Here is a 15,713-nt window from a genome sequence, read left to right as displayed (position 1 = left end):
TCAAATGTTATCCTTCGTTGTGGAGAAACACCCGCGGCTTGCAAATGAGCTGCGGGTGTTTTTTGCTGCAGCAACCCTTTACAAGCAGCGTCTTCCATTTTATAATATAAATTGTTCGTAAAGGTAATCGGGGTATGGCGCAGCCTGGTAGCGCGCACCCTTGGGGTGGGTGAGGTCGCACGTTCGAATCGTGTTACTCCGACCATGAAAGAGACATCGTTATAGCGGTGTCTCTTTCTTCTTTTAGGCCGTAAGGGGCATGGCCGAACGAACATTAGGACTATAGTCAAGTAAGCATAGACATGTTAAAATTTTATGAAGCTATTCGCACAATTTTTTGATATACTGAGTGGGCGGTAACTTCATTTTTATTGTTCGACACCTTAAGAGGGGGATTAGCTGGAGTGAAAGAGAAAACAAAATTATGGCTTGCGTCTAACGATTGGACGATGTACGGGATTATCCTGTCGATATTCCTAATCTGGCGCATTGGCATCGCGGGCGCTTGGAGTCCTTCGTGCTGGGTATTGCTTTTGGTCTGTCTTTTAGGGGTTCGTAAAGATCAGATAGACGTCGATTGGAAACGATTTTTTATTTTCGGTATCCCCATGCTGTATGTGTTCTACTATTTCTATGGATCAGGCAACGGGCTGTGGTGGAAAATTGCGAACTGGATGTTCGAAAACAACCGCCATCCATGGACGTGGGACAACATGATGAACAGCATACCGTTGAATAGCGCCGGATGGGCGAGAACGTTTAAAACGCCGGCTATGGATAAAGCTTTCGTGTGGATTTACAACTACGGCTTTGTTTTGTCGCTGTGGATTTGTATCGTTCGCAGCTTCTGGACGAAGAGCATGAAGAAGATGCTTTCCTACGCGCTCTCCGGGCACTTATTGCAGTTTCCTCTTATTCTGCCTTTTTATAATTTGATTTTGCTGCGTGAAGTTTGGTGGGTAAAAGGCCAGCCCGATCTGCTCGGCCGTCAGTTTGCCACCGAGAATGAAATGCTCGTCAATGTCATGAACTGCTTTCCGAGTATGCATACGTCAATCTCGTTTGCCATGCTGCTGCTTGCTTTGCGCGAGAAGGATCGCATTTTTAAATATATGATGGTCGCCTACTGCGCCTCGATCATTTTCTCAACCATGTACCTGCAAATTCACTGGGTGCTGGATGTGATTGCCGGCATGCTGTTCGCATTCGGTACGGTAAAGCTGGCCGACGTTGTGATCAAATACGGTACGAAGCTGCTGCCAAACTGGTTTATAGCTTTTTATAGCGGGAAGAAAGAAACGAGCTATGCTACGGATACAATGGCTGCCTAATCAGGCGGCTTTTTTCTTTGGGCGTGCCAGGCAAAATTTTTCGTTTGCGTTGGTTTAGTGCCTGTGTCCTGTTGACATTCGTTTTGTTTTTCTGCATCATACAATTAGATGAATGGACAGGAAGGAAGCGACGCTTTATGGAAGCCAACAATCAGAATCAAAATCAGACGCAGGGAGATTACTTTGTTATTAAAGCAAAGGAAAACGGAGTTCAGGTCATCGGCCTTACCCGGGGCCAGGATACCCGGTTTCACCATACCGAGAAGCTCGACAAGAATGAAATTATGATCGCACAGTTTACAGCTCATACCTCAGCGGTCAAGATCCGCGGCAAAGCGGAAGTCATGACCAAGTTCGGCATTATGAAGACAGAGGAATAATTTCTCAGTTTCTGCAGGCATAGCCTGCTTTTTTTCGTTGTACAATGATAGAAGAGGGATTTTATCGGTCAAGCACTCACCCTCATGAAGGAGGAAGTTGTCCGTTGAAATGGATTGCCCGTCTTCTGTTAACCACTCTGTTTTCCATGGGACTCCTCATTGCGCTCTCCATGCTGCCGCAGCTTGAACGGCTGGGAAGCACGTCCGTCTTTCGTTCCGCCAAGGCGCAGCAGGTCTCGGAGACCAATATCGTGGATGTAATGAGCAAAACCCAGCTGCATCTTCGGATCCGTAAAGTAGAGGTAACGCATGCGATCGTTTCCGTCGATTTGCTGGCCTCGCCCGCTACGGACAAAAAGGAGATCGTTCAAGATTTGTATGAGCTGCCGCGCAGCTTGTTTCATAATTCTACGAACATCAACCAGGTGCTCGTCCGGGTGATGGACGGCTCTAAGGACGGCGGCAGACCGGCTTCGCTGCTCGTCGCGGCGGACGCAAGGCGGGAGAAGTGGCTGCCAAACGAATCGCTGCAGGAAACGGAGAGCGAGGAGGAGCTGGAAACGTACCTGCAGTCCCATTTTCGTATGACGTATACGCCTAAATGGCAGGAGCGCTACGATGTAAAAAGTTAAAACATCTATTATGCGTCAAACGTCCGATTGTGCTATAATAATTTGGATGGAGATATTGTGATTCTTTGTATGGGGTCGGAGGCAAAATATGAATTCTTATCGGATACCGGAAATGGCTCAAAAATATATGGAATACGACATGATCACCAAGCATACGGACCTTCCTCATTTTCCGGAGTTCCGGGCACGGTTGTTATATGCATTTTTGAGCAGGCACAGTGTGTTCTCAAGCAGCAGCGAGCTATTTACCCTGGTAACTACGCTCGTGCAGATGGGCTTGGATACGCACGATATGGTCAGCATCAATAATAATGTGAAAGAAATGAAAGCATCCCGGTCCAGGCAGTTGAAGGTGCTTGCCGGCGACTACTTCTCCGGCAGGTTCTACTATCTGCTGTCCCATGCAGGACATATTCATTTGATCGGGATTATTTCCGATGCGATCTGTGAAGCGAACCGGCTGAAAATGAGCTTGTACCAGCTGATGAAGCAGATCAAGATGACGGCGGACGATTACATAAAACAGTCGGTGGAGGTCAAGACGCAGCTGTTTCTCGCCTTTGCCGGTTTTATGGAGGAATCGGTGAGAGGCGCATGGCCGGAAGTACTGAGGCTGTTTACCCAGTGCGAAGTGCTAATGCAGGAAATCAACCGCTCTGAAATCGCTCAGCAGTATAAAGACAGCTGGGGATATTGGCATATTATGCAGCTCGCTTCCAAGGAAGAGAAGAAGCATATACAGTCGGAGGATGCGGATCCGTCCAAGCTGAGATCGATTTGGCTCAAATATAAAGTAACGCCGCAGCTGTATCAGATGCTGAATTCGAGCATGAAGCAGCTGCAGGACAAGCTGCAGTCGCTGGATTCGAAGGAGCTTGGCAAAGAGCTTCTGCTTATTGGAGAGCCGTTCATGCGATACCTCTCGACACCTAAAGCGATGGAAGAAATATGAGGTGAACCCTGTGCAATCCAAGACGAAATCAAAAGAAGAGTTTGTACATTCGGTGTTTGAAAGCATCGCGCCGAAATACGATTTAATGAACGATATCCTAAGCTTTCGCCGGCATAAGGCCTGGAGAAAGTTTACGATGAACAAAATGCAGGTGAAGCCCGGCAGCACTTCGATTGATTTATGCTGCGGTACCTGCGATTGGACTATCAGCCTTGCGAAGGCAAGCGGGAACGGCAAAGCCGTCGGCCTCGATTTCAGCCAGAACATGCTGGAATACGGCGCGATGAAAGTGCGGGAGGCCGGACTGGACAAGCAGATCGATCTGGTGCAGGGGAATGCGATGCAGCTTCCTTATGAAGATAACACATTTGATTATGCCACGATCGGGTTTGCGCTTCGGAATGTGCCCGATTTAGTCAAGGTCATCGAAGAAATGCAAAGGGTTGTAAAGCCTGGCGGTATGGTCGTTTCGTTGGAGTTGTCGAAACCAACCTGGCAGCCGTTCAAGGGGCTTTATTATTTTTATTTTCAAAACATTTTACCGCTGATGGGCAAGCTGATTGCCAAACGTTATGAGCAGTACAGATGGCTGCCGGAATCGTTAATCCATTTTCCCGATCATAAGCAACTGGCCGACATTTTCAGAAATACGGGGTTGACCCATGTTCAAGCTTATCCGCTTACCGGAGGCATCGCGGCACTTCATATCGGCATCAAGAAGCAGGGAGCGGAATAGGAATGGGAGTGAAACCATGTTAAAGAAAATGAAGGTATTTCTGGAAATGATTAAGGTAGAGCATACTTTGTTTGCATTGCCTTTCGCTTTTATGGGGGCTCTGCTCGGCTCGATGGTCGTCTTTCACAAGCTGCCGACCTGGGGCCAAATCGGGTGGATTATTATGGCGATGGTCGGTGCGCGAAGCGCCGCCATGGGACTGAACCGTGTTATCGATAAAGTCATGGACGCCAAAAACCCGCGGACAGCGATGAGAGCCATTCCGGCAGGTCTGATTTCGTCTAAAGAGGCTATTATATTTATTGTGATTTCCTTCACATTGCTGTTCTGGGCGGCATTCAACTTGAGCCCGCTTGCGGTAAAACTGCTTCCGGTAGCTGTATTTTTTCTTGTATTTTATTCGTATACGAAGCGTTTTACATGGGCTTGTCACATCATTCTGGGCATGACGATCGGCCTTGCGCCTTTGGGCGGATGGGTAGCGGTTACGAACAGCATTACCCTGCCGGCTCTTGTATTCTATATTTCAATCGCTTTCTGGACAGCCGGCTTCGATATTATTTATGCGACACAGGATATCGATTTTGACCGCAACGAAGGCTTGCACTCGATCCCAAGCCGCTTTGGCGTTACAGGCGCGCTGCGTATGGCGAAATGGTTCCATGGGATTACGGCCGTCGGTTTTCTTACGTTGTTTTATTTGACGGAGTTAAGCTGGCTTTATCTTATTGGAGTCGTTGTTGCGCTGGCGCTTTTGTTTTACGAGCATTGGATTGTCAATCCAAAGGATTTGCGGCGTGTCAACACGGCTTTCTTTACGCTGAACAGTATTTTGAGCATTACGGTTCTTGTATTTACACTGATTGATTTGGTGGTGCTTCACAAATGAGCAAGCCTTGGGTCGTAGGAATAACGGGGGCCAGCGGCGCGGCTTACGGCGTACGCCTTTGCCGTTATTTGCTTTCTCAAGGGCTGAACATCCACCTGCTGATTACCGATGCAGGCTGGCGCGTGCTGAAGGAGGAGCTGGGCTGGGATGTATCCCGGCGCAAAGAAACGCTGGAAGCTCAGTTCGGCTGCCTAGGCGGCACGTTTACTTATCATCCGATACAGGATATAGGCGCCAGCACCGCAAGCGGCTCCTTCCGTACGGAAGGGATGGTCATTATTCCCTGCTCTATGGGAACGCTGTCCGGTATCGCGAGCGGCGCCTCCGATAATTTGCTGGAGCGCACGGCGGATGTAATGCTCAAAGAAGGCAGGCCGCTGCTTCTGGTTCCAAGAGAAACGCCGCTGCATGCGATCCACCTTGAGAACATGCTGAAGCTGGCCCGGCTGGGTGTCAAGATCGTTCCCGCCATGCCTGCATTTTATCAAGGCCCTCAAACCTTGGAGGATATGGTTGATTTTATGGTCGGCAAAGTGCTGGACAACATGCGGGTGGAGCATGAATTGTACAAAAGATGGGGGAGTACCGATGAGCAGCATGCACAGGCCGGTTCGCATCGGCCGGATTGATTTTACCAACGTGTGGCCGCTGTTTTATTATTTCCCTATGGAGCGTTTTGCAGGAGAGCTCGAAGTCATCACCCAGGTGCCTACGCAGCTGAATGCGGCAATGGCAAAAGGAGAGATCGATATCGGGCCCATCTCCTCATTCGCTTACGGGGCGAATTTCGAGCAATATATGCTGTTTCCCGATTTATCGGTCAGCGCTTACGATCAAGTGCAGTCTATTCTGCTGTTCCACCGCAAGCCGCTGGAAGAGCTGGGGGAAGCGACAATCGCGCTGCCTACAACCTCCGCCACTTCGGTCAATCTGCTTAAAATTATTTTGGAGAAGTTTTACAAGCTGAAGCCCGTGTATCATGATGCAGCGCCGGTTCTGGAGGATATGATGCGTTCATCCGATGCCGCGCTGCTGATCGGGGATCATGCGATCAAAGCAAGCTGGGAAGAGCATGGCTGGATGGTCACTGATTTGGCGCACGAGTGGACGAAGTGAACCGGTCACTGGATTACGTTTGCGGTTTGCGCTATCCGCAAGCAGCTCGTTGAAGAGCAGCCGGAGCGGGTGCGGAGACTGTATGAAGCTTTTGTCGAGAGCAAGCGCAGGTCGCTGGAGGATGTCGTTCCGCTGGCTCATGACGCCCGGAAGCTGTTAGGCGGATCTGCGGAGTATTGGCAGCGTTATTTTTCAACTTTGATCTACGAGTTCGGTCCGGATCAGTGGGCGGGGCTGCAGCTTTACTACCGTTATGCATGGGAGCTCGGCTTCCTGGATAAAGAAGTGCCCATTCAATTATGGAACGATAAAACTGTGACACAGGTGACGGAATGAAACTGATTGATTTGTACGCAAAACTAAAAAAAGACATCTCGTACATCGAGAAGGAGCTGGAACGGAGCATCGACAGCGATCATGCGCTGCTGAGGGAAGCTTCGCTTCATTTGTTGAAAGCGGGAGGCAAACGTATACGGCCCGTATTCGTCCTGCTGGGCGCCAAGTTCGGGACGTATGATCTGGATAAAATCAAGCATGTGGCGGGCCCCTGGAACTTATACATATGGCGTCGCTGGTGCACGACGATGTTATTGACGACGCTCTAACCCGGCGCGGACAGCTGACGGTCGGCCGAAATGGGACAACCGGATTGCCATGTATACGGGAGACTATATTTTTGCCAAGGCGCTCAGCGTGGTGACTCAGCTTCCGAATCCCGTGGTACACCAGATTTTGTCCAAGGCGATTGTGGAAATGAGCATTGGGGAGATGGAGCAAATCCGCTTTTTCTTCCATGCCGAGCAGTCCGTGCGCGATTATTTGTTAAGGATCAAACGGAAAACGGCGCTGTTGATAGCGATCAGCTGTCAGCTGGGGGCTATTGCCTCCGGCGCGGACGATGCCATCTCCAAGCGGCTGTACTCATTCGGCTATAATGTTGGAATGGCCTTCCAGGTGCGGGACGACTTGCTTGATTTATGCGGAACGGAGAAAGAAATCGGAAAGCCGCCAGGCAGTGACATCAAGCAGGGGAATATTACGATTCCCGTCATTTTCGCCCTCCGGGAGCCGCATTTGCGCCAGCCGCTGCTGACGGAGCTTCGCCGCATTCAGGAGACGGACGGACAGACGGATGTCAGCCGGTTTATCGATATGATCCGCGGCAGCAGCGGCATTCCTTTGGCGGAGCAGCTTGCATCCCGCTATATCGATAAAGCGATTGCCGCATTGGACGGTGTCCCTGATATTCAAGCGAAAAAAGACTTGATCGGCGTAGCCCACTTTATCGGCAACCGCTCCTACTAAAATACTGTTCGACACACGAACGTTATGATATATTTTACATCAAAGGAGGAATGAAGGATGAGTAAGGAACGCACTTTTCTTATGGTCAAGCCCGACGGCGTTCAGCGCGGTTTGATCGGCGAGATCGTTAAACGCTTCGAGCAAAAGGGATTTCAGCTGGTTGGCGCCAAGCTGCTGCAGCTATCGAAGGAACAGGCGGAGCTTCACTACGCGGAGCATCTGGGAAAGGATTTTTACGAAAGGCTCGTCACTTTCATTACCTCGGGACCCGTGTTTGCGATGGTATGGGAGGGGGACGAAGTGATCGCTTTGTCCAGAGCCATGATCGGCAAAACAAGCGCATTGGACGCAGCTCCGGGCACGATCCGCAGCGATTACGCCATACATACGAATTTTAATCTGATTCACGGCTCTGACTCTCCGGAGAGCGCGCGCCGCGAAATCGCAAACTTTTTCAACGATCAAGAACTGGTATCCTATACGAAAGTGATTCAACAGTGGATTTAAGGCGGGGATAGCTTCATGGAGGATAAGGATTTTCTGCTTTTCATCAAAAAGGTGAAGGACTATACGTCCATTGACTTGGCTCAGTACAAGGAAGCCCAGATGAAACGCCGCTTAACCACGCTTCGTACCAAAAAAGGCTACGATACGTTCGCCGCTTTTTTCGATGCGATGACGAAGGACAAGAACTTATTTTATGAATTTTTAGACCGAATGACAATCAATGTGTCCGAGTTTTGGCGCAACCCGAACCGCTGGGAAGTGCTGGAGAGAACGTTTCTTCCGCAGATGCTTCGCAGCAGCCGCAGGCTGAAGGTATGGAGCGCTGCTTGTTCTACGGGGGAAGAGCCCTATACCTTGGCTATGATCTTGAACGAACTGAAGGCTTTGCAGGAAACGTACCTGCTTGCCACGGATATTGATGACGGTGCGATCGCAAAGGCCAAGGCGGGCGTCTATTCCGACCGTTCCGTCAGAGACGTGCCGGCGAACTATTTGAAGAAATATTACCGCCAGGACAATCTCACTTATCACATTGCCGACGAGCTGAAGCGGGCGATCCGGTTTCAAAAGCAAAACCTGTTGACCGACACGTTCGATACGCAGTTCGACCTCATTGTCTGCCGGAATGTCATGATCTATTTCACCGAGGAAGCCAAGCATTTGTTGTATCACAAATTTGCGAACGCCCTCAAGCCCGGCGGCATTCTGTTTGTCGGCAGCACGGAGCAGATCTTCTCGCCCGGCCAATATCAGCTGGAGCCGGCTGAAACGTTCTTTTATATGAAAAAAGGCTGACTCGGGGTATAACCTTTTCCATCCTTTCCAATACTAAGGGGAGTAGAGCCTAAACCGCGATGGCGAAGTTTGTTTTGCTTGCCAAAGCCTGGTTTCTTCTTGGGAAACCGGTCTTGCGCTGCAGAACCTTAGGAGGACTTAATGGATAAGAGGAAGGTCATAATGGCATACCGCAGAGGGTTTATTACCATTCAGGAATGCGCCCAAATTCTGGGCATCGATTCGATGCAAATTATGGGAATGGTGAACGAGCCGGAGTCGTCTGAAGGGGCTAGAGCTTATCCCAAGCAGTCAGTCAACGGCTAGAAGCGAAGCTTGGTAATGGAAAGAAGAACTTGAAAGGATGCGCCGCTGCGGCTCTTCAGGCCGCCAGCTGCGCGTCTTTTTTTATACTTAGCCTGCGTAACCATTCGGGAGTTCACGTGAAGCACCTGAATCGGCACCGGTGTCAAGATCAGCCTTTGAGGGGTTATTTTCGTTGTCTCGTTTCTTGTCAAACGGTGGCACCTATACTATAATTACAAGAATGGAGTACATAAAAGCGCTAAAGCGTATAGTTTAGTGGCGTGTGCTTTTGGGGATAGGACGAAAGGGGACAACCAAGTGAGATACTTAACGGCAGGCGAAACGCATGGTCCGCAGCTGACTGCGATCATTGAAGGGTTTCCAAGCAATGTAACGATTGATTTTGAAGAGATAAATTTTCAGCTGGGACGCCGGCAAAAGGGCTACGGCCGCGGGCGCCGCATGCAGATTGAGAAAGATACCGCTAACATTGTAGGCGGAGTCAGACACGGCAAAACGACAGGCGCTCCGATCGCGCTGGTGGTGGAGAACAATGACTGGAAGCACTGGACCAGCGTTATGAATATCGAGCCGATTGAAGGCAATGACGAGACCAAGCGCCGGGTAAACCGTCCGCGTCCGGGTCATGCCGATCTGAACGGCGGCTTGAAATACAATCAAAGAGATTTACGCAACATTCTGGAGCGTTCAAGCGCAAGAGAAACGACGATGCGTGTAGCGACAGGCGCAGTGGCGCGTCAATTGCTGGCTGCCTTTGGCATTAAAGTGGCAAGCCAAGTCGTTCGTATCGGCGAAGTGGAGGTTCAACGCCAAGAGCTGCCGATTGAAGACTTGATCCGGATTACCGAAGAGTCTCCGCTGCGTGTCGTTGATAAAGAAGCGGAAGCGCGGATGATCGCCGCGATCGACGCGGCCAAAGAAGACGGAGATACGCTGGGCGGTATCGTGGAATGCGTGATCGAAGGCGTGCCGGTCGGCTTGGGAAGCCACGTACAGTGGGACCGGCAAGCTGGACGGACGTATTGCGCAGGCCGTGCTCTCGATTCAAGCGTTCAAGGGCTGTGAAATCGGGATCGGCTTTGAAGCGGCCAAGCTGCGCGGCTCTAAAGTGCACGACGAAATTTTATACGATGAGGCGAACGGATTTAAACGCGCTTCGAACCGCGCAGGCGGCTTTGAAGGCGGAATGACGACCGGTGAGCCGATCGTGGTCCGCGGCGTTATGAAGCCTATTTCTACCTTGTATAAAGCGCTGCAAAGCGTCGATATCGATACCAAAGAAGCGTTTACGGCTCAGGTAGAGCGTTCCGATACATGTGCTGTACCGGCCGCGGGCGTTATTATGGAGAACATCGTGGCTTGGGAAGTGGCGAATGCGTTCCTGGACAAGTTCGGCGGCGATTCGCTGGAGGAAATCCGCAACAATTACAACAGCTTCCTGGAGCAAGTGAAGAACTATTAAGTCTCTGCCGAATCTAGTGAACACACACTTACCCTATCAATGTACAAGGAGTGTCGGAACGGATGAGAGAACTTAAAGTGGATTTAGGCGAACGGTCTTACCCGATTTATATAGGGGAAGGCATTTTGGCTAAGATCGGTTCGCTGTTTACGCAGCATGGAATCGGCAAAGCGTCCCCTATCCTGGTAGTAACGGACGAGTCTGTGGCCAAGCATCATCTGGAGCCGCTGGTGAACAAGCTGCAGGAGGCAGGCTACAAGGTAGCGTCCTATGTAGTAGCTTCCGGCGAGAAGTCGAAATCGTTAGGCGTGCTGGAAAATGTGATTACTGCAGCCCTGGAAGCAGGGCTCGACCGCAAATCGACCGTTGTCGCCCTCGGCGGCGGCGTCGTCGGCGATCTGGCCGGCTTCGTGGCGGCAAGCTACATGCGCGGTGTCCGCTTCGTTCAAGTTCCTACGACGATACTTGCGCATGACAGCAGCGTAGGCGGTAAGGTCGCGGTCAACCATCCGCTGGCCAAAAACATTATCGGCGCGTTTCACCAGCCGGAGATGGTCGTGTACGACACGGCCACGCTCCGGACCTTGCCCGAGCGCGATGTCCGGGCAGGCTTGTCCGAGATGATCAAGCACGGCTTGATCTGGGACGCCGCCTTCGTCGATTGGATGGAGGCGAATGCTGCCAAGCTGCTCTCGCTTGATCAAGAGGCTCTGCAGTACGGCCTATACACGGGCTGTAAGGTGAAGTCGATTGTCGTATCCCAGGATGAGAAGGAGAACGGGCTTCGCGCGATTCTCAATCTCGGCCATACGATCGGGCACGCGCTGGAGGCTGTAGCCGGGTTCAATGAGCTGCTGCACGGCGAAGCCATCTCGATCGGGATGGTAGGATCGGCAAAGCTCGCTGTAAGGTTAGGACATCCGGAACATATCTATACGGTGACCAAACGGATTTTGCAGGCCTACGGGCTGCCTACCCGCTTGCCGGCGCATTTGGATACGGATGAGATTATGTCAGCCATGCTGCATGATAAGAAGTTTATGGAAGGCACGATGGTGTTTATCATTCCAACGGAAATCGGCAAGGTGGAGATTAACAAGCAGGTATCTTCAGCTTGGGTCAGAGAAGTCGTTGAAGAACTGAAACAGGAGGCTTAACCGATGTTTGTTCGAGGCATACGCGGTGCGACAACCGTAGAACAGAATGATAAAGACGAGATTTTGGCGGCAACGCTGGAGCTGTGGCATCAGATTATTGAGCAGAACGGTATCGTTCCCGACGAGATCGGCGGCGTGTTCATCACTGTTACGCCGGATCTGACGGCAACCTTTCCCGCCAGCGCCATCCGTCAATTGCCGGGCTATGAGCTGGTTCCACTGATGTGCTCCGTTGAGGTACCGGTGGTTGGAGCGTTATCGAACTGTATTCGCTTCATGCTCATGGTAAATTCGGAGAAAAAACAGGATGAGATCGTTCACGTTTATTTGAAAGAAGCGATGCGCCTGCGTCCCGATTTATCCAAATTGACAAAATCATAAGACTAATAGTATAGTTACAGTAGTGAGTTATAAGATCAGTTGAGCCGAGTAGAGTGAGCAGTACAGTTGAGCAGAGTTGAGAAGAGCCGAGAGAACCTCCAGATCCCCGTGCATGGATAGGAAGTGCACTTATGTTTATTTGATATTGTCTTTTTCCGGCATATCATGGGGACTGTTACGGTAATGATCATCTGCGAAACCACCTCTACTTTGACGTAGAGGTTTTTTTATTTATAGGGCTGTATGACGAACCAAGAGACAGAACAGGTAATTTTGAGACGAGAAGAGGAGAGTTGTCTATGTACACACCGGAAGCGAAAGAAGTTATACGGTTATCGAAGCAGTACAATTTGATCCCTGTTGCCCGGACCTTGATGGCCGATACGGAGACGCCGATTCGGGTGTTCCAGCATTTTTACCAGGAGAACCGCGCTTTCCTGCTGGAAAGTGTGGAGGGCGGAGTGAAATGGGCCCGCTACTCGTTTATCGGAACGGATCCTTTCTTAATGATAACCGCCAAAAACGGTGTGACGAAGGTCGAGAGTAAACACGAAACGACGCAGTCTTCGGAGAAGCCGATCGACGTGCTGAAAGGTTATCTGCGGACTTATACAAGCCCCTCGCTGCCGGAGCTGCCCCGGTTTACAGGGGGGGCGGTAGGATTTTTCGGCTACGACCTGCTGCAGTATTATGAGAAGCTGCCCGCGCATCGGGTAGATGATTTGCAAATGAACGATATTCAATTTATGTTCTGCGACCAGGTAATCGTATTCGATCACTTTAAGCAGCAATTGAAAATTATAGCGAACGTTCATGTTCCTCTTCACGGCACGGATGCACAGATTGTTGAAGCTTACAACGCAACCTGCGCCAAGATCGAAGAGACGATTGAGCGGCTGAAGCGGCCTTTGCCTGCGTTGTCCATGGCGCAGCAGCCGATTCCAGCCGATGTAGAGCTCGGCGATGTAAAGTCGAACCTGACGAAGGAGCAGTTTATCGGCAACGTGGAGAAAGCGAAGGAGTATATCCGGGCAGGCGATATTTTTCAAGTCGTGCTGTCGCAGCGCTTTGAAATTGCAACGGACGTATCTCCGCTCCATGTTTACCGCATTTTGCGCACCTTGAATCCGTCCCCTTACATGTACTGCCTGAAAATGGACGACGAAGTTATCGTCGGTACTTCCCCGGAGCTTCTTGTTAGGGTAGAGGACGAGAAGGTGGAGACCCGCCCGATCGCCGGAACGCGTCCCCGCGGCAAAACGCCGGAGCAGGATCAGGCTTACGAGCTGGAGCTGCTTGCGGATGAGAAGGAACGCGCGGAGCATTTGATGCTCGTCGATTTGGGACGCAACGATATCGGCCGCGTATCCGAATTCGGTACGGTTAAGTGCGATACGTTTATGCAGATTGAGAAGTATTCTCACGTGATGCATATTGTATCGAACGTCTCCGGCAAAATTGCCAAGGATAAAGACTTCTTCGACGCTTTCTTGTCCTGCCTTCCTGCGGGAACCGTTTCGGGAGCGCCTAAGTTGAGAGCGATGGAGATTATAGCGGAAGTGGAGAACGAATCGCGCGGCGCCTATGCGGGGGCGATCGGATATCTCGGTTTTTCGGGCAATTTGGATACGTGCATTACGATCCGGACGATTATTTTCAAAAACGGCAAGGCTTACGTTCAAGCCGGTGCAGGAATTGTGTGGGATTCCGTGCCGGAGAGCGAATACCAGGAAACGATCAACAAGGCGACCGGTATGCTCAAGGCGATTCGTACGGCGGAACGTGTCTTTGAACAAAAATCGTATGCTCACGCGATAAACCACGACTATTAATCTTTCATCAACGAACATATATTCGTTCCAACAGCCGCTTCGCTTCGGCTTCGGAGCTTTTGGCCGGCTGCTCAAGATTTTATGGGGAGGCAGTAACACATGGACAATGCAATCACAGTACAGCAAGCTATTCAGAAATTGATCGGAAATCAGCATTTGACCCGTCCGGAAGCGCGCGAGGTCATGACCAGAATTATGGATGGAACGGTAACCCCTGCCCAAATCGGAGGCTTTCTTACAGTGCTCCGGATGAAAGGGGAAACGATAGAGGAAATTACCGGCTTTGCCGAAGCGATGCGTCTTAAGGCGAACCGGGTGCACACGGAGCAGAATGACCTGCTCGATACTTGCGGCACAGGCGGAGACGGCGCGGATACCTTTAACATTTCCACGGCTTCCGCTATCGTTGCGGCTGCAGGCGGCATTCGAGTGGCGAAGCACGGGAACCGGGCGATGTCGAGCAAAAGCGGCAGCGCGGACGTGCTGGAAGCGCTCGGCGTCAACATTGAGCTGGATGAAATTCAGGCGGCAAGATGTCTGGAGCAGGCAGGCATTTGCTTTATGTTCGCACAGCGGTTTCACCAGTCGATGAAGCATGCGGCCGGCCCGCGCAAGGAGCTCGGGGTCCGCACGGTGTTTAACCTGCTGGGGCCCTTGACGAATCCGGCAGGCGCAGACCGTCAGGTGCTTGGCATTTTCGATCGCAGCCAGACGGAGACGATGGCCCACGTTCTGCAGGCGCTGAATGTTAAACGCGCATTGGTGCTGGCCAGCTATGACGGCTTGGACGAGATCAGCATCTCGGATGCGACCCAGGTGACCGAACTGAAGAACGGCGATATTATGACCTATGATATTACGCCGGATCTGCTCGGTCTGAAAACCTACAGCATTAAGGAAGTTGTCGGCGGAGATCCTCTTGTGAACGCGGAAATTATCCGCGGCATTTTCCAGGGCGAAACCGGCGCTTGCCGCGATGTTGTGCTGGCTAATGCAGGCGCCTGCTTCTATGTAACAGGCAAATGCGGAACACTGCAGGAAGGCGTGAAGTATGCCGCCCATGTAATCGATTCGAAGCAGGCCCTGTCGAAGCTGCAGGAGCTAGTCCAATGTACGGGAGAAATCAGACATGTTTCTTGATAAAATTGTAGATACCAAGCAGCGCGAGGTTGCTGTATTGAAAGAACAGCGCAGCATGGCGGCTATGGAGAAGAGCATCGCCTCCTTGCCTTCGTGCCTGGGCTTTGAGAGCGCGCTGGCTTCCCGGCGTAACCGCCCTATGGGGCTCATCGCGGAGGTAAAGAAGGCGTCTCCGTCCAAAGGGCTGATCCGCGAGGATTTCGAGCCTGTCCGTTTGGCTCAGGCCTACGAACGTGCGGGAACGGATTGTATCTCCGTACTGACTGACGTCGATTATTTTCAAGGCTCGAACGACTACTTAAGCCAGGTGCGCGAAGCTGTCAAGGTGCCGATTCTGCGCAAAGATTTTACGATAGATCTTCATCAAATCTATGAAGCCCGCTGCATCGGGGCGGATGCGGTGCTGCTGATAGCGGCTATTCTGACAACGGATCAGCTGAAGCAGTTTTCCGCGGAAGCAAGAAGCATCGGTCTGGACGTGCTGATCGAGGTGCATGACAAGGAAGAGCTGCAACCGCGTTCTCGAGCTGGATGCGAAGCTGATCGGGATCAACAACCGCAACCTCAAAACGTTCGTCACTGATCTGAAAACGACGGAGGAGCTGATCTCCTATATTCCGAAGGACGTGACGGTAGTCAGCGAGAGCGGTATTTCCCGGCCTTCCGAAATAGAGTATCTGCAATCCATCGGCGCGAAGGCCGTGCTGATTGGCGAGCATTTTATGCGCCAGCCGGTCGTTGAGCAGGCGGTTCACGATCTGCTGGGCCAATACGCTGCGAAGGGGTAAGAGC

The 15,713-nt window shown here is 51.3% G+C and carries 15 protein-coding genes, 1 tRNA gene and 4 pseudogenes; 19 read left to right on the top strand and 1 reads right to left on the bottom strand.

Annotation, left to right across the window (positions count from 1 at the left end; all coding sequences use genetic code 11):
• The first annotated feature begins 128 nt into the window (after positions 1-128).
• From ACHHV8_RS20040 to ACHHV8_RS19980, 13 genes and pseudogenes are all read left to right on the top strand, one after another.
• Positions 129-205, top strand: a tRNA-Pro gene (locus ACHHV8_RS20040).
• Between the two features lie 199 nt (positions 206-404).
• Positions 405-1,331 carry a phosphatase PAP2 family protein gene (locus ACHHV8_RS20035; RefSeq protein ID WP_395160934.1) on the top strand — a complete coding sequence of 309 codons (927 nt, stop codon included), beginning with the start codon at positions 405-407 and terminating at the stop codon, positions 1,329-1,331.
• 137 nt (positions 1,332-1,468) lie between these two features.
• Complete coding sequence (mtrB, locus tag ACHHV8_RS20030) at positions 1,469-1,711, top strand: trp RNA-binding attenuation protein MtrB (RefSeq protein ID WP_395160932.1); 243 nt, start codon at positions 1,469-1,471, stop codon at positions 1,709-1,711.
• Positions 1,712-1,815: 104 nt separating this feature from the next.
• On the top strand, positions 1,816-2,343 hold the full coding sequence (locus ACHHV8_RS20025; protein WP_395160930.1) for a hypothetical protein: 528 nt from the start codon (positions 1,816-1,818) through the stop codon (positions 2,341-2,343).
• Between the two features lie 88 nt (positions 2,344-2,431).
• Positions 2,432-3,295, top strand: a complete 864-nt coding sequence (locus ACHHV8_RS20020) for a heptaprenyl diphosphate synthase component 1 (protein WP_395160928.1) — start codon at positions 2,432-2,434, stop codon at positions 3,293-3,295.
• Positions 3,296-3,305: 10 nt separating this feature from the next.
• Complete coding sequence (locus ACHHV8_RS20015; RefSeq protein WP_395160926.1) at positions 3,306-4,031, top strand: demethylmenaquinone methyltransferase; 726 nt, start codon at positions 3,306-3,308, stop codon at positions 4,029-4,031.
• A 16-nt stretch (positions 4,032-4,047) separates the two neighbouring features.
• Positions 4,048-4,920 carry a UbiA-like polyprenyltransferase gene (locus ACHHV8_RS20010; protein ID WP_395160923.1) on the top strand — a complete coding sequence of 291 codons (873 nt, stop codon included), beginning with the start codon at positions 4,048-4,050 and terminating at the stop codon, positions 4,918-4,920.
• The gene (locus ACHHV8_RS20005; protein ID WP_395160921.1) at positions 4,917-5,549 is read left to right on the top strand and encodes a UbiX family flavin prenyltransferase; all 633 of its coding nucleotides are present in this window, start codon (positions 4,917-4,919) and stop codon (positions 5,547-5,549) included. The genes ACHHV8_RS20010 and ACHHV8_RS20005 overlap by 4 nt, the downstream gene beginning before the upstream one ends.
• Positions 5,479-6,372: pseudogene (locus ACHHV8_RS20000) on the top strand (menaquinone biosynthesis protein). Before ACHHV8_RS20005 ends, ACHHV8_RS20000 begins: the two are co-directional and overlap by 71 nt.
• Positions 6,369-7,341: pseudogene (locus tag ACHHV8_RS19995) on the top strand (polyprenyl synthetase family protein). The pseudogenes ACHHV8_RS20000 and ACHHV8_RS19995 overlap by 4 nt, the downstream one beginning before the upstream one ends.
• A 57-nt stretch (positions 7,342-7,398) precedes the next feature.
• Complete coding sequence (gene ndk / locus ACHHV8_RS19990) at positions 7,399-7,848, top strand: nucleoside-diphosphate kinase (RefSeq protein ID WP_395160919.1); 450 nt, start codon at positions 7,399-7,401, stop codon at positions 7,846-7,848.
• Between the two features lie 15 nt (positions 7,849-7,863).
• A complete protein-coding gene (locus tag ACHHV8_RS19985) occupies positions 7,864-8,643 on the top strand; it encodes a CheR family methyltransferase (RefSeq protein WP_395160917.1) in 780 nt (259 codons plus the stop codon).
• A 141-nt stretch (positions 8,644-8,784) separates the two neighbouring features.
• Positions 8,785-8,949, top strand: coding sequence for a hypothetical protein (locus tag ACHHV8_RS19980; RefSeq protein WP_395160915.1), 165 nt, complete (start codon positions 8,785-8,787; stop codon positions 8,947-8,949).
• On the opposite strand, the gene ACHHV8_RS19975 is transcribed toward ACHHV8_RS19980, so the two are convergent.
• Positions 8,946-9,140, bottom strand: coding sequence for a hypothetical protein (locus ACHHV8_RS19975; protein ID WP_395160913.1), 195 nt, complete (start codon positions 9,138-9,140; stop codon positions 8,946-8,948). The two genes, ACHHV8_RS19980 and ACHHV8_RS19975, sit on opposite strands and share 4 nt — an antisense overlap.
• Positions 9,141-9,246: 106 nt before the next feature.
• On the opposite strand from ACHHV8_RS19975, the pseudogene aroC reads away from it, so the two are divergent.
• The 6 genes and pseudogenes from aroC to trpC all read left to right on the top strand — a co-directional run bounded on the left by aroC (position 9,247) and on the right by trpC (position 15,709).
• Positions 9,247-10,411: pseudogene (aroC, locus tag ACHHV8_RS19970) on the top strand (chorismate synthase).
• 62 nt (positions 10,412-10,473) lie between these two features.
• Complete coding sequence (aroB, locus tag ACHHV8_RS19965; protein ID WP_395160911.1) at positions 10,474-11,568, top strand: 3-dehydroquinate synthase; 1,095 nt, start codon at positions 10,474-10,476, stop codon at positions 11,566-11,568.
• 3 nt (positions 11,569-11,571) lie between these two features.
• On the top strand, positions 11,572-11,949 hold the full coding sequence (gene aroH / locus ACHHV8_RS19960; RefSeq protein ID WP_395160909.1) for a chorismate mutase: 378 nt from the start codon (positions 11,572-11,574) through the stop codon (positions 11,947-11,949).
• 299 nt (positions 11,950-12,248) lie between these two features.
• On the top strand, positions 12,249-13,781 hold the full coding sequence (gene trpE, locus ACHHV8_RS19955) for an anthranilate synthase component I (protein ID WP_395160907.1): 1,533 nt from the start codon (positions 12,249-12,251) through the stop codon (positions 13,779-13,781).
• A gap of 99 nt (positions 13,782-13,880) precedes the next feature.
• Entirely contained in the window at positions 13,881-14,921 is a 1,041-nt protein-coding gene (gene trpD, locus ACHHV8_RS19950) for an anthranilate phosphoribosyltransferase (protein WP_395160905.1), read from the top strand.
• A pseudogene (trpC, locus tag ACHHV8_RS19945) lies at positions 14,911-15,709 on the top strand (indole-3-glycerol phosphate synthase TrpC). Before trpD ends, trpC begins: the two are co-directional and overlap by 11 nt.
• The last annotated feature ends 4 nt before the right edge of the window (positions 15,710-15,713 follow it).

The organism is Paenibacillus sp. TAB_01, from assembly GCF_043945595.1.
Classification (GTDB): domain Bacteria; phylum Bacillota; class Bacilli; order Paenibacillales; family NBRC-103111; genus Paenibacillus_S.
This window is presented reverse-complemented; position numbering and strand designations above follow the sequence as displayed.

Excerpts from the sequence above, each read along its gene's own strand:
- ACHHV8_RS20005 (WP_395160921.1), top strand. The coding sequence starts at position 4,917 with ATGAGCAAGCCTTGGGTCGTAGGAATAACGGGGGCCAGCGGCGCGGCT.
- aroB (WP_395160911.1), top strand. The coding sequence starts at position 10,474 with ATGAGAGAACTTAAAGTGGATTTAGGCGAACGGTCTTACCCGATTTAT.
- ACHHV8_RS20010 (WP_395160923.1), top strand. The coding sequence starts at position 4,048 with ATGTTAAAGAAAATGAAGGTATTTCTGGAAATGATTAAGGTAGAGCAT.
- trpE (WP_395160907.1), top strand. The coding sequence starts at position 12,249 with ATGTACACACCGGAAGCGAAAGAAGTTATACGGTTATCGAAGCAGTAC.
- mtrB (WP_395160932.1), top strand. The coding sequence starts at position 1,469 with ATGGAAGCCAACAATCAGAATCAAAATCAGACGCAGGGAGATTACTTT.
- ACHHV8_RS20020 (WP_395160928.1), top strand. The coding sequence starts at position 2,432 with ATGAATTCTTATCGGATACCGGAAATGGCTCAAAAATATATGGAATAC.
- ndk (WP_395160919.1), top strand. The coding sequence starts at position 7,399 with ATGAGTAAGGAACGCACTTTTCTTATGGTCAAGCCCGACGGCGTTCAG.
- trpD (WP_395160905.1), top strand. The coding sequence starts at position 13,881 with ATGGACAATGCAATCACAGTACAGCAAGCTATTCAGAAATTGATCGGA.
- ACHHV8_RS19980 (WP_395160915.1), top strand. The coding sequence starts at position 8,785 with ATGGATAAGAGGAAGGTCATAATGGCATACCGCAGAGGGTTTATTACC.
- ACHHV8_RS19985 (WP_395160917.1), top strand. The coding sequence starts at position 7,864 with ATGGAGGATAAGGATTTTCTGCTTTTCATCAAAAAGGTGAAGGACTAT.
- aroH (WP_395160909.1), top strand. The coding sequence starts at position 11,572 with ATGTTTGTTCGAGGCATACGCGGTGCGACAACCGTAGAACAGAATGAT.